Below are 14,023 nucleotides of genomic sequence, written 5' to 3'. Positions count from 1 at the left end.
GAGGCAATTTTACTGATCTTCCGGAATGTCACGATTTGAGAGAGGTGGTGTGGGCGACGGTCCGGCGCCTGCGGACGGCCGTGGCGGTGCCCACCGCGGCCACCGCCAGCCCGGCCGCGCCGCTCGCCGCCAGCCCCGCCGCCAGGCCCGGCGGGGTGTACGCGCACACCAGGCGGGCGGCCCCGGGGCCCAGCGGGACGGCCAGCAGACCGGCGAACGCGTCCGGGTCGCGGGCCGGTCCGCCGTCCACCGAACAGCTCCAGCCCGGGACGGCCGGGACGGCGAGCACCGCGTTCCCCCCGCCGCCCGGGGCCAGCTCGGCGGTCAGCCCGTGGCCGCTGGTGGTGAGCTTCGCCGGGGCGCCGGCCCGCAGCGCCGCCACCGCCGCGGCCAGCTTGTCCGGGGAGACGCAGCCGATGGCGTGCTCGGGGATCCGCTGGGGGCCGCGGCCGCTGAAGCGCACCGACACCGTGCCGTCCGCGGGCACCGTGCCCAGCGTCCGGACCGGGTTGGCGGTGGCATCGCGGTGGCCGATGCCCGTACTGCTGCCGCCCAGGCCGCTGACCTGTCCGTAGAACCAGGGCGCGGACCAGACGGCGGTACCGCCGGGGGTGCACCGCGCCGTGAAGGTGGTGCCGGCGCCGTCCGGTCCGGCGGCCGGCCGGACGCTGCGCGCCGCGGGCTTGGGCGCGGCGGGCAGCGTCCAGCCGTCGCGGCCGTGGCGGGGGACCGCCCCCGCCGTCGGGGTCAGGGCCGGCACCTCGTAGACACCGGCGCCCAGCACCCGCTCCTGGCGGGCGAAGACGCTCTCGCCGCGGTCCCCCCGCGGCAGCGCGCGGCGCACGGTCAGCAGCGGGGCCGCCTGCGAGCGGTGGGTGACGTACCGGCCGCGGCCGTGCGGCACCGGGGTCAGATAGCTGCTGACGCCCATGATCGCGCGGCCCACCGGGTCCTCGAAGCTGAGCGTGTGGCGGCCCCGCATGTACCACCCCGCGCCCAGGGCGCGCAGGGTGCGGGCGGTTCCGGCGGGCACATAGCTGCTGTAGTACGAGCCGCCCTCGCCGCCGATCAGCAGCGGATCGTTGTCGGCGAACTCGTGCGGACCGGGGTCGGTGCGCGAGCGGGGCCAGTCGGCGCGCGCGGTCAGCCCGTCCTGGGCGGCCAGTGCCCGCTCGCTCAGCGTGGTCTTCGGCCGGAACCACGGGATCTTGTCCCGGACGGCCGTCACGGAGAGCGCCGCATAGGCCGAGCCGAGCACGACCGTGCAGGTCAGGACGGTGGTGGCGGCGGTCCGCAGACCGCTGGGGGCGCGGTGGCGATGGAGGGCGACCAGCGCCGCGAACACCAGCGCGCCGCCGCCGGGCACCAGGACCCAGGTGGCGGTGGCGATCGAGCTCTGGTTGTGGCAGACCACCGTGAGCAGTGCGACCAGCGCCGCTCCGGCGGCCAGTTCGCGGGGGCGCGGCCGGTGGGCCAGGGCGAGCCAGGCGATCATCACCAGGATCGCGCTGAGGACGAAGGAGGCACGGTACGGGCTGCCGTTGGGCAGCGCGAAGCCGTGCCACAGCAGGATCGCCGGCTCCCATACGAGGGAGCCGGCGATCCCCGCCATCAGGGCGTACCAGCCGATCCGCGCCCGGCGTGGCACGGCGCGCACGAACGGGAAGGCGGCCACCAGCAGCAGGCCGAGCACGCCGATGAAGATATGCGGGACGGACTCGCCGCCGCGGCCGCCGGGCAGCAGCTGGGCCAGTTGGTAGAGCAGCGGCGGCCGGCCGCGGTAGACCGCTTCGAGCGGGGGCTGGGACGCCTGGCTGGCCAGGAAGGTGACGGTCAGCGCGGGCGCCGCGAGCAGGATGCCGGCCGCCGCCATCGAGACGGCCCGCGCCAGGGATCGCAGCCGGTCGCGCACCGGCACCCCGGTGGCCAGCAGCAGCCGCAGGCCCAGCACCAGCGCCATGGCGAGGGTGGCCATCGCCGCCGTGTAGAAGTTGCCCGCCCAGGCGAGCGCGACCAGCAGGGTGCCGGCCACCCAGCGCCGCCGGTGCAGACACCAGTCGGCGGCGATCCCGGTCATCGGCAGGGCGGCCAGGCCCCACATCCACATCGGGTCGGCGTAGCCGTCGTTCAGCACCCAGGCGCAGAGTCCGTAGCCCACCGAGAGCAGCGCCCGCAGCAGACCGGAGCCGGGGTGCAGCCGGCCGAGGAAGACGGTCATCAGGGCGCTGCCGAGGCCGATGCTCAGCAGCGTCACCAGGAAGACCGGAAAGTCCACCCGGTCGCGGGGGAAGAGCCCGACGAGCCAGGAGAACGGGTTCATCAGGTAGGTGAGGAAGTCGGCGAGGAAGGGGACGCCGTAGCCGCTGTTCCAGTTGAAGAACAGGTCACCGCTGGTGTTGCCGTGCAGCAGATCCCAGAGCCGGGCATGGAACGGGACGAACTGATTGCCCAGATCGTTGACGGCGCGCGAGCGCGGGCCGAAGGGGTAGCTGCCGTGGACCGTGAGCGCCAGGCAGTACGCCCCCATGGACAGCAGCGCGGCGAGCCCGGGTGCGGCCAGGCGCCTGATGGTCGGTCTCACTGTCGCCGCGTTCTCCCTGCTCATCCGGACGAGGAACGAGTGGCCGGCAGTTCGGGGTGCGATGTTTCACGTGAATCCAAGGTCCAAAGAGGGCTCTCGGTCGCGCCGCCTCGTGCGGGCTTGATCGTTGCGCGGAGCGGCGGGGCAACCTTGCGGGCCCGGATCGCATCTTGACTGAATACGGGGGCGTTGGACCCGCCGATGTCGCGCGTGGATCGGCGGTCAGTCACTCTACGGTATATGTCCGAATGATCCCCATTGTTCTGCCGGTGCGCGGGACAGTTCCGGGTCGGACGGCAAGAACGGAGGGCCGCAGTGCCCGTGTCTGACGAAACCCCGGCCGAGATACCCGTCACCCCGGCCGAGATACCCGGCGTGGCGAGACCCGACGCCGCCGTGCCCGGTGCCGTTCCGCCGGCCGTCTCGGTGATCGTGCCGGTCCACAACACCCTGCCCTACCTCGACCGGAGCATCGGCTCCGTCTTCGCCCAGACGCTGGGCCAGGACCGCATCGAGCTGATAGCGGTGGACGACGGCTCCAACGACGGCAGCGGCGCCTGGCTGGACGAACAGGCCGGCCGGCACCCCAACCTGACGGTGATCCACCAGCCGGCGTCGGGCGGCGCGGGCAAACCGCGCAACGTCGGACTGGCCCACGCCACCGGCGACTACGTCTTCTTCCTCGACTCCGACGACCGGCTCGGCACCGAGGCGCTGGCCCGCCTCACGCAGATGGCCGACACCTACGAGTCGGACATCGTCTACGGCCGGATCGTCGGCGCCGAAGGCCGCGGCGCCCCCATCGACCTGCGCACCAGCAACGGCCAGGTCTCCATCTTCGACTCCCCGGTCTACTGGACGCTGGCCGCCTACAAACTCTTCCGCCGCTCCTTCGTCGAACAGCACCAACTGCGCTTCGTCGAGGGACGGCTGCTCGCCGAGGACCTGCCGTTCGGCATACCGGCCCTGCTGCACGCCAAGACCGTCTCCATCCTCGCCGACTACGACTGCTACTACCTCTACGGCCGCGAGGACGACAGCAACGCCAGCCGCCAGGACATCGACTGGACCGAGCACCTCGACTACATCGGCACCGTCCTCACCGATGTCGCCGAGACGGTCCCGCCGGGCCCCGACCGCGACAAGCTCATGGTCCGGCACTTCCACGGCGAGATACTCGGCGCGTTCGGCGCCCCCTACCTCGCCCGCGACGAGACCGGCCGCCGGGCGATGGCCGACGCCGCCCGCCCGCTCGTCGAGAGCTACCTCACCGACCGGGTGCTGGCCGCCCTGCCGCCCCGCCTCCGGCTGCGCGCCCACTGCCTGCGCGCCGGTCTCACCGACGAGCTGACCGCCGTCATCCAGGCCGACACCGAAGCCCGGCCCGGCCTGCCGCACCTCGACGAGGACGGACGGCGCTACGCCGCCTACCCCTACTTCCGCGATCCGGAGCGCGACATCCCGGACGCCTGCTACGAACTCACCGACCACCTCGTCCTGCGCCAGCAGCTCACCGGCCGGCAGTGGACGGGCGACGTCCTGCGGCTGCACGGCACGGCCGAACTCCCCGGACTGGACCACACCGCCGTCGACGTCCTGCTGCGCGGCAACGGCACCGAACACCACGTCACGGCCCGCTGCGCCGACGGCGTATGGCACGCCGACATCGACCCGGCGACCGCGGCGGACGGCGGACCGCTCGCCGCCGGTGTCTGGGGCATGAAGATCGCGGTCACCGCGTACGGCGCGGGCGGCACGGCGGCACCCGGCCTGCGCCGGGACGCCTGGCTCTGCCCCCAGGACGACGACCGCACCGGCCTGGAGCCGCGGATCGTCGGCCGCGGCGCCGCGGGCCCGGCCGTCGCCGCGCTCTTCCTCTCCGAACCGCACGGCCATCTCCACCTCGACCTGGACCACGAAGGCCGGCGCCGGCCGCTCGGCGGCGATCTGCGCGGCGCGGCCGCCTGCACCCGCTTCGGGCGGGCCCTCGTCGTCGCCCGGCTCACGCTGCCGGGCTGCCCGGCCGACGCCGGACTCGAACTGATCCTGTTCGGCGGCGGGCAGACCATTACCCTGCCCACCACGGTCGAGCGGAGCGCCGGGGACCGGCTCGCCGTACGGTCCGTGCTGCGCGGTGCGCCGCCCGGCACCTGGCGGGTGGCGCTGCGGGTGACCACGGGCGAACTGCTCCGCGAACTGCCGGTCCGGGCGGGCGGCGCGGCCGACGCCGGGACGCCGCTGACCCTCACCGTGCCGAAGCGGCCCTCGCCGGCCGCACCGCTGCGCCGGCTGCGGCGACGGCTGGGACGGTGACAACGGCCCGCGCCCCGTCCCCGATGGAGGGGGACGGGGCGCGGGCCGTCGCGTACGCCGGTGCCGGTCAGCCGCGACCGGTCCCCGGGTGGTGGTGCTGCCAGCCCGCCCAGGCCGAGGTGATCATGTCGCGCACATCGTGGCGCGCCCGCCAGCCCAGCTCCGCGGTGATCCGGTCGGCGGCGGCGACCACCCGGGCCGGATCGCCGGGGCGGCGCGGGGTGACCTCGGGGGTGACGCCCGTGTACCCGGTGATCTCGGTGATCAGCTCGATCAGCTCGCGCACCGACACACCCTCGCCGCGGCCGATGTTCAGCGTCAGATCGCGCACCGGGCCCGGCTCGGCGAGCTTGCGGGCGGCCGCCACATGCGCGTCGGCGAGGTCCGCGATGTGGATGTAGTCGCGGATGCAGGTGCCGTCGGGGGTGTCGTAGTCATCGCCGAAGATGCGCGGTGCGGCGCCCTCGGTGAGCTTCTCGAAGACCATCGGGACGATGTTGTAGACCCCGGTGTCGGCCAGCTCGGGGGTGGCGGCGCCGGCCACGTTGAAGTAGCGCAGGCACGCGGTGCTGATGCCGTGCGCCTTACCGGCCGCGCGGGCCATCCACTCGCCGACGAGCTTGGTCTCGCCGTACGGGTTCATCGGCGCGCAGGGGGTGTCCTCGGTGACCAGCTCCACGTCCGGCATGCCGTAGACGGCGGCCGACGAGGAGAACACGAAGCGCCCGACACCGCCCGCGGCCATCGCCTCCAGCAGCGTCTGGAGGCCGTGCACGTTCTCGCGGTAGTAGTGCAGCGGGATCTCGACGGACTCGCCGACCTGCTTCTTCGCGGCCAGATGCACGACATCGGTGATGCCGTGCCCGGCGATGGTGCGGTCCAGCACCTCGCGGTCGAGGGTCGAGCCGACGACCAGCGGCACCTCCTCGGGGAGCCGGCCGGCCACCCCCGTGGACAGGTCGTCCAGCACCACGACCTGCTCGCCGGCCCCGGTCAGGGCCCGTACGACATGGGAGCCGATATAGCCGGCACCACCCGTGATCAAGTAAGACATGACGCCAATCCTAGGCTCGGTGGACAGGGACGGTGCGGGCCGGACGGGTCAGCGGCGCAGCCGCCGGGCGGCGATGCGCCAGACGCTGCGCGGTCCGGACGCGAGGCGCAGCGCCAGCGCGCCGCCGGTGGTTGCGTACGGCTGCACCAGCAGCAGGCCGTGCCGGCGGCTGGGCAGCACCCGGCGGCGCAGCCCCGGGCCCACCGCCCGCAGCGAGGCCCGGAGGGTGGTGCCGTCGGCGCAGCGCACCCGCGCCATCAGGTCCCACGGCTCGGGGCCGGCCGCCCGTCCGCCGCCCTGTCCGGCCAGGGCCGCGAGGTCCAGCCGCACCTCGGCCGTCCAGCCCGCGCCGGCCGGGGTGAGCGCGGTGGTGGACACGGGGCCGGGCCGCTCGTCCCGGCGGCGGCGCGGCTCGATGTCGATGCTGACCGGTCCGGCCGCGGCCAGCCGCCCGTACAGCTCGTGGACGCGCAGCCGCAGCAGGCCGTGGGCGGCGGTGATGACGGGCGCCGCGTCGATGGTCACCGGCAGTTGGTCCGCCGGCCCGGTGGTGAGCGCGTCCAGTTCGACCCCGGGCAGCTCCCGCGACCACACCGGACGCCCGTCCTCGGACGCGTACGGCGGCAGCAGCCGGCCCGGCCGGGCCGCGAGCTGGGTGAGCCGCGCCAGGTCCCGCGGTGCCGGCGAGGCCAGCACGACCCGGGCGATCCAGCGGGCCGGGGCGCGGGCCGCGGCCACGTCCGCCTCGTCGAAGCCGGCGAGGTAGTCGCGGGTCAGCCGCCACCACTCGGCGCGGTAGTCCGCACCGCGGGTGTGCAGCTCGCGGACGTACATCCGCAGGTCGTGATCGAGGAACTTGGTGTCCGCGGCATGCGCCAGCTCCTTGCGCCCGGCGTCGCGGAAGATCCGCACGCTGGTGCGGTGCGCCTCGATCCGCGCCTGCCAGTTCGCCACGTCCTTGCGGTCCAGCGAGATCGACTGCTTGGCGGCCGACCGGCGGACGTGCCAGATGTAGACGCGGTCGGGGATCGTCGCGATCCGCGGGGCCGCGGCCAGCACCCGCGCGGTGAAGACGAAGTCCTCGTAGGTGAAGCGGCCCTCGGGGAAGCGGATGTCGTGCGCGTCGAGGAACGCCCGGTCGTAGAGCCGGTTGACGCAGAGCGTGTCCCGGACCAGCTCGGGGGCGGCCTCGGGGGAGCCGTGCACGGCCGCCTCGCGGTAGAGCGCGGGCTGCCAGGGGATGTCGCGGCGGGCGGGCAGCTCACGGCGTACGCAGGCACCGGCCACCACCGGGGCGTCCTGCCGCAGCGCCGCGTCCAGCAGCGCCCGCACCGCCCCCTCGGGCAGTACGTCATCGCTGTCCAGGAACATCACGAAACGCCCGGTGGCGGCGCGCAGACCGTCGTTGCGCGGGGTGCCGCAGCCGCCGCTGTTGTCGGCGCGGTGGATCACCCGCAGCCGGGGGGCGGTGCGGGCGAGGTCGTCCAGGGCGGCGCCGGTGCCGTCGGTCGAGGCGTCGTTCACCGCGATCACCTCGCCGACCGCGTCCCCCTGGGCCAGCGCGGACCGTACGGCGGCACCGACGTGGGCGGCATCGTTGAAGGCGATGACGACGATGCTGACCTGCGCGGTGGGCGTGAGGGTGGGCCCGGAACGTGGCTCAGGGGCTTCTTTCACAGTCACTCAATCTACATTCCGTGTCGACGGCGTCTTCCGGCGCGAGCGGGCTCCGGTCTCCCTGTCCTCATAAGGGTCAGAGGGGGAATCCCGCTGCGCGGTTGCGCCCGGCGGCACGGTTTTCCGTCACCGGGCCGCCGGTACCGACCGGAAAGACCGCGCCGGGGCGCGCGGGGTTCCGTGCGCGACGGCCGGCCCCGGCGCGGTCAGTCCGTGAGCAGGTCCGCGACCCGGCCGGCCGCGCCGCCGTCGTCCCGGTGGCAGAAGGCGCCACGGAAGTCCGCGTACGCGTCCGCGGACGCCCGGGTGACCGCGTCCAGATCGCCCAGCGCGTCGATGAGTTCCTCCGTCGAACCGAGCAGCGGGCCCGGGGCGCGGGCCTCGAAGTCGAAGGTGAACCCCCGCAGGGTGTCGCGGTAGTGCGACAGATCCGGGGTCAGGAAGAGCATCGGGCGGCCGGTGTTGGCGAAGTCGGCGGCGAGTGAGGAGTAGTCGGTGACCAGGACGTCCGCGGCGAGCAGCAGCTCGGTGGCGTCCGGATGGGCGGAGACGTCGACCGCGAACGGCGCGTGGTGGGCCGGCAGCCGGTCGGCGACCAGCGGATGGCCGCGTACCAGCAGGACATGGCCGTCGGCCAGCGCCCGCCGGGCGGCGCCCAGATCGAGCGGCAGATGCAGCCGGTGGTGGGAGGCGTCATAGGCCAGGTCGTCGCGCGGCGTCGGCGCGTACAGCACCACCTTCTTGCCGGGCGGGACACCGAGCCGCGCGCGGACGGCGGCCGCGGTCCGGTCGCGGTCGGCGGCGAAGAGGGCGTCGGTCCGCGGCAGTCCGGTCTCCAGCAGCTCGCCCGGGAATCCGAGCGCGGAGCGCAGCACCGGCGTGCTGTGCGCGTTGGGCGACAGCAGCACGCTCCACTGCCGGCCGAGCCGCGGCCGCGGCGCCAGATGCGCCAGCCCCGCGCAGAGCGTGCCGGCCAGATCGGCGCCGATGCGCTTGAGCGGGGTGCCGTGCCAGGTCTGGACGACGGTCTGGCCGCCGCGGCGGGTGAACCACGCGGGCAGATGGGTGTTGGTGACGATCCACCGGCTGTGCGCCAGCGCGCCGTGCCACTCGGCGCTGCCGACCAGCACCGCGCGGGCGGTCCCCGGCACCGTGCTCTGGGCGTCGCGCACCGCCCACAGATGGTCCACATCCGCCCCCCTGCGCACCAGTTCCTCGTGCACGGCGCGCGGTGAGTCGCCGTAGGCGCGGCCGCCGAAGCTGCTGTAGAGGACGGTGTCGCGCAGCGGGCGGGTGCGGTGCAGCGGATAGTGCTGTTCGCGCAGCACCCGGCGGCGGTAGGGGCCGCGGTCGGTGGCGGGCAGCGCCGGGCCGGCCAGGACGAACGCCTCGTCGTGCCGGTGCCGGTCGAGGGTCAGCGGCTTGCCGCGGACCGTACGGGTGGCGGGCAGCCCGTCGAAGAGGGTGGGTGTGCAGCGGACCGGGGCGTCCAGGAGCGAGCCGGCCGCGCCGTGCTCGCGCAGATGCAGCGTCCAGCGGCCCTCGCGCAGCGGCAGCGCCCCGGCGAGCGAGGGGAGCGCGCCGAGCGGCAGCGCGCAGTGGAACCGGCCGCCGTCGTGGGTGGTGGGGAAGGCCGACTCGGCGGCGTGCGCACCGTGCTTGAGGACCAGCTCCGTGGCGTGCGGCGCGGCGTCCGGCAGCCCACCGGCCACCAGCAGGGTGCCGTCCGCCCGCCAGACGGCCCGGTCCAGGAACGGCTGCGGGGTGCGGTCGTGCAGGACGAGATACCCGGCGGCGGTGGCCGCGACGACCAGCTCGCGGCCGTGCGAGAGCGGATACGCGACCGGCGCGAGCCCCGGTGTGCAGGCGATGCGGTCGGTGGCGCCGTCGGCCAGGACCAGCTCGGGGGACCAGGTCTCGGTGTGCGCCGGCGGGATCGCCCGCGGCGCGCCGTCCCGGGTGGGCCGGGCGGCGGCGAGGGCGTCGAGGCGGATCCGGACGGTCAGGCGGCGGGGGCGGGCGGGCGCGGCGTCCGGGACCGCCGGCCCGCCCGCCGCAGCCCCTTCGGCACCCCCCGGCTCCACCGGGAAGGACACCACCGTGCCGGTGCCCCGGTGGGTCAGCCGCAGCGCGGCCGGGGGCGGGCCGGGCGCGGTGACGGTCAGGTCCAGGGCGCCGGCCGCCGCCGCGTGGTGCCCGGCCAGCCGGCGGGCCGGGCGCCCGACGGTCAGCAGCAGCTTCCCGTCCGCGTACCGAGGGGTGATTCGTACGCCCCCGCCCGCCTCGTAGGTGCCCGGCGCGGCGCCCGACCCGGTGTCCGCCGCGCTCAGCGCCCCGGCCCGCACCACACCGGCCGACGCGAGGAGCACCCCCACCGTCCAGTCGCCCGCCGCCCGGCGGCCGGCCCCGCGCAGCCGGCCCGGATCGATCCGGACCTCGAAACCGGACCAGTCGTAACAGTGCTGCTCCTGGCCGGAGTCGGCGGTCGCCCGCGCCATCTCCACCGGCCGCAGCGGCAGCAGGATCCGGCGCCGCCCGTGGGCCAGCACCATCGTCCGCAGATAGCTGTGCCGGGACGGCGCGGGCAGATTGCGGATGGCGGCGTAGCCGCGCAGCAGCAGCGCACCGTCCCGCCACACCGCCTCCGTCACCCGCGCCCGGACGGGGAAGTCGGCGCGCTCCAGCCGGGTCACCCCCGGCGGCAGATCCAGCGCGGGCGTCACCGACGGCACCGCCCGCTTGTGCAGCGGCGGCCCGGCGACCGTGAAGCCGGCCGGATCGCGCGCCTCGTGCGCCAGCAGCGCCAGCAGCTCCGCGAGCCGCCCGGCGCGGATCAGGTACCAGCGCATCCGCAGCTCCACCGGGAGCGCGCGGAACAGCCGCGGCTCCACGCGGCGGGCGAAGCCGCGGGCGCACTCCAGGAACGCGGCCCGGACCTCGGGACCGGCCGCCGGCAGCGCCTCGATCAGGCCGGGCAACTCGTCGGCGAGCTGGGAGCGGTCGTAGTCGCGCAGATGGGCGGTCCAGCGGGTGCGGCCCGGGTCGGCGAGGAAGCCGCGGACGGCGGCCACCGCCGCGAACCGGTCCCGTACGCCCGCCGCGTCGAGCCGCCGGTGGCCGCCGGGGCCCTCCGGGAGGCGGTGATAGCAGACGTGCTCGTGCAGGACGTCCACCGCGTCGGCGAGGAAGTGCGCGGGCAGCGTCAGCGCCGCGTCCTCGCACCATTCGCCCTCGGGGAAGGCGAGGTGGTGCCGGTCCCAGAAGGCGCGGCGGAAGACCTTGTTCCGGGCGAAGTGGTCGCGGAGCAGGGTGAGGTCCTCGGTGATGTGGGTGCGCAGCGCGGTCTCGCGGCCGGCCGGATGGCGCGCGGACTGGCTGCGGCCGGCCGCGCCGAGCCGGTAGACGTTGCCGGTCGCGAAGTCCGCGCCGGACCTCTCCAGCAGGCCGACGAGGTTGTCGTACGCGCGCGGCAGCAGCACGTCGTCGGCGTCCAGGAAGGCGAGATAGCCGGTGTCCGGATAGGCGTGCCGGGCGCCGGTGTTGCGGGCGGCGCCGGGACCCGGGGCGCCGCCGGGCTGCCGGACGATCCGGAACCGCGGGTCGCGCTCGGCGAACCGGCGGGCGAGGGCGTGCCCGGCGTCCGCGGGCGCGTCCGGCGCGGGTCCGGTGTCCGCGGGCCCGGCGTCCACCAGCACCACGTCCAGTTCGGCCAGCGTCTGCGCCGCCACCGACTCCAGACACTCCTCCATGTTCCGCTCGGATCCCTCGGCGCGAGGGACCGGGACGACGACGGTGAGCCGAGGCTTCATACGCGGACCGAGCCTTTCCGGACAGGCGAATCACGGGACGGGGCCTTCAACTCGGCCATCGGCGGCGCGGTCACCGGATCTGCGCTGAAAGGGTGAGGAGGATGATCGACACGCTGTGTCCGCGTGGCTACGCTCGGCGTTCGTCCGGCGTTTGTGTGCCTCGATCCACGGGATGGCCATGCCCCGATTCAGCGTCATCGTCCCCGCCCGCAGCGTGCAGGGATTCCTCCGCGGCTGCCTCCGGTCCGTCCTCGGCCAGCCGTTCACGGACCTGGAACTGATCGCCGTCGACGACTGCTCGGCGGACGCGGGCGGCGCGATCATCGACGAGTACGCGGGCCGCGACCCCCGCGTGCTGCCGGTGCACCTGGCGCGGGCGGGCGGCGCGGGCCCGGCCCGGAACGCCGGGGCGGCCCGCGCCCGCGGCGACTATCTGCTCTTCCTCGACGGCGACGACACCCTCGCCCCCGACGCGCTGACCGCCATCGACCGGCGGCTGCGGGCCACCGGCGACCCGGACGTGCTGCTGTGGGACCACGAGCGGACGGACGTGTGGGAGCGGGTACGGCCCGGCGGCGACGGCGAGTTCCTGGCCGCCGCGGCGGGCGCCGCCGCCTCAGGAGCCGCCGGGGTCTTCACCGCCGTCGAGCGCCCCGCCGTGCTCGGTGTGCTGCCCGCCGCCTGGAACCGCGCCGTGCGCCGCGACGTCTGGTGCGAGCGGGCGTTCGCGTTCGCCGACGGCCCGTACGAGGACCTCCCGGTCGCCTTCGAGACGCTGCTGACCGCCGACCGGATCGCCGCCCTCGACCGGGTCTGCGTCACCTGGCGCCGACGCCGCCGCGGCAGCGCCTCGACCACCCCCGGACGCCACCACCTCGTCGCCGTCGACCGCTACGACGAACTCCTCGCCCGCGTCGCCCGCCACCCGCACGCCGCCACCCTGGCCCCCGTGCTCCACGGCGAGGCCGCCCGCCACCTCCTCGCCATCCTCACCGACACCGCCCGCATCACCCCCGCCGACCGCGCCGACTTCCACCGCGCCGCCGCCCGCACGCTGCGCCGGCACCGCCCGCCGGGCGCCCCGCTCCCCGCCGGGCTCGGCTCGTACGGCGGCTTCCGCTCGCTGCGCGGCGCCGACGTGCTGCGCCGCACCGCCGCCGAGCGGCTGCGCACCCGCCGCGAGGCCGCCACCCGCACCGCGTACGAGCGCTACTACCGGCTCCAGCTGCGCCGCCCGGTGGACGACGACCTCGTCCTGTACGGCGCATACGGCAGCCGCGGCGTGTACTGCAACCCGGCCGCCGTCTACCGCAAGGCCCGGGAGATCGCGCCGCAGCTGCACGGCGTCTGGGCCGTGCGCGAACGCGACCGGGCGGGCGTACCGGCCGGGGTGGACCACGTCGTGGTGGGCTCGCGGCGCTACTGGGAGGTGCTGGCCCGCGCCAAGTACCTCGTCAACAACGCGGACTTCGGCGGCCCCTTCCACAAACGGCGGGAGCAGATCTACCTCCAGACCCACCACGGCACACCGCTCAAGACCATGGGCATGGACCTGCGCCGCTACCCCGCGGCGGCGGCCGGCGTCAGCTTCACCCGGCTGCTGGACCACGCCGACCAGTGGGACTACAGCCTCAGCGCCAACCCGCACTCCGGCGAGATCTGGGAGCGGGTCTACCCCAGCGGATACGAGACGCTGCCCACCGGATACCCGCGCAACGACGCCTTCTTCACCGCCACCGCCGCCGACGTCCGCGCGCTCCGGGCCCGGCTGGGCATCCTCCCGGGCACCACGGCCGTCCTCTACGCCCCCACCCACCGCGACTACACCCGCGGTTTCACCCCGCCGCTCGACCTGGAACGGCTCAGCCGCAACCTCGGCCCCGGCCACCAGCTCCTGGTCCGCGCCCATCCGTACTACGGCCCGGACGCCCGGCTCGCCGCCCTCCAGGACGCCGGCACCCTCCTCGACGTCTCCCGGTACCCGTCGGTCGAGGAACTGTGTCTGGCCTCCGACGCGCTGCTCTGCGATTTCTCCTCGCTGCTCTTCGACTACGCCTGCCTGGACCGGCCGATCGTGGTGCACTCCGGCGACTGGGAGACCTACCGGCTCGCCCGCGGCGTCTATGTCGATCTGCTCTCCGGCGAACCGGGCGACACCCCCGGGGTCGTCGCCGACGACGAGAACTCCCTCGCCGACGCCTTCCACTCCGGCCGCTGGGCCGGACCGCGGGCCGCCCGGCTGCGGGCCGCCTTCCGCGACCGCTTCTGCCCCTACGACGACGGGCAGGCGGCCGAACGCGTGGTGCGCCGGGTGCTCCTCGGCGAGGACGAGCTGCTGCCGCCGCTGCCGGCGGCGGAGCGGACCGCGGCGCCCGCCCCGGCCGCGGCCGAGGACACCGGCCGGCTGCTCGGCGCGGGGGTGTGAGGCGCGGTGGCCGGGGCGCCGCCGGGCCGGGGAGCGGCGGGCGGCGGTCGGCGCGGCGCACGGGCGGGCCCGGCCGGATGCCGGTAGACCCGTTCCGGACGCCGTGGACCCGGCGCGGACAGCCGTCGGCGGACCGGGCAGCCCCGGCAGCTCCGACGCATAGC

At 75.3% G+C, this 14,023-nt stretch carries 6 protein-coding genes; 2 read left to right on the top strand and 4 right to left on the bottom strand.

The window, feature by feature from the left end; genetic code table 11:
• Positions 1 to 28: 28 nt before the first annotated feature.
• Positions 29 to 2,581, bottom strand: coding sequence for a YfhO family protein (locus IH09_RS29575; protein ID WP_052860586.1), 2,553 nt, complete (start codon positions 2,579 to 2,581; stop codon positions 29 to 31).
• A gap of 321 nt (positions 2,582 to 2,902) precedes the next feature.
• Here IH09_RS29575 and IH09_RS29570 point away from each other — a divergent pair, with 321 nt between their 5' ends.
• Positions 2,903 to 4,894, top strand: a complete 1,992-nt coding sequence (locus IH09_RS29570; protein ID WP_280530333.1) for a glycosyltransferase family 2 protein — start codon at positions 2,903 to 2,905, stop codon at positions 4,892 to 4,894.
• Between the two features lie 67 nt (positions 4,895 to 4,961).
• On the opposite strand, the gene galE is transcribed toward IH09_RS29570, so the two are convergent.
• The 3 genes from galE to IH09_RS29555 form a co-directional block, all read right to left on the bottom strand.
• Positions 4,962 to 5,948 (bottom strand): UDP-glucose 4-epimerase GalE, encoded by a 987-nt coding sequence (galE, locus tag IH09_RS29565; RefSeq protein ID WP_052860585.1) that lies wholly within the window; start codon positions 5,946 to 5,948, stop codon positions 4,962 to 4,964.
• Positions 5,949 to 5,996: 48 nt separating this feature from the next.
• Entirely contained in the window at positions 5,997 to 7,631 is a 1,635-nt protein-coding gene (locus tag IH09_RS29560) for a glycosyltransferase family 2 protein (RefSeq protein WP_404827297.1), read from the bottom strand.
• 200 nt (positions 7,632 to 7,831) lie between these two features.
• Entirely contained in the window at positions 7,832 to 11,434 is a 3,603-nt protein-coding gene (locus tag IH09_RS29555) for a bifunctional glycosyltransferase/CDP-glycerol:glycerophosphate glycerophosphotransferase (protein WP_052860583.1), read from the bottom strand.
• A 178-nt stretch (positions 11,435 to 11,612) separates the two neighbouring features.
• On the opposite strand from IH09_RS29555, the gene IH09_RS29550 reads away from it, so the two are divergent.
• On the top strand, positions 11,613 to 13,859 hold the full coding sequence (locus IH09_RS29550) for a bifunctional glycosyltransferase/CDP-glycerol:glycerophosphate glycerophosphotransferase (protein ID WP_052860582.1): 2,247 nt from the start codon (positions 11,613 to 11,615) through the stop codon (positions 13,857 to 13,859).
• Positions 13,860 to 14,023 lie beyond the last annotated feature (164 nt).

The sequence above is a fragment of the Streptomyces celluloflavus genome (genome assembly GCA_000720995.1).
GTDB lineage: Bacteria > Actinomycetota > Actinomycetes > Streptomycetales > Streptomycetaceae > Streptomyces > Streptomyces celluloflavus.
This window is presented reverse-complemented; position numbering and strand designations above follow the sequence as displayed.

Excerpts from the sequence above, each read along its gene's own strand:
- IH09_RS29550 (WP_052860582.1), top strand. The coding sequence starts at position 11,613 with ATGCCCCGATTCAGCGTCATCGTCCCCGCCCGCAGCGTGCAGGGATTC.
- IH09_RS29555 (WP_052860583.1), bottom strand. The coding sequence starts at position 11,434 with ATGAAGCCTCGGCTCACCGTCGTCGTCCCGGTCCCTCGCGCCGAGGGA.
- galE (WP_052860585.1), bottom strand. The coding sequence starts at position 5,948 with ATGTCTTACTTGATCACGGGTGGTGCCGGCTATATCGGCTCCCATGTC.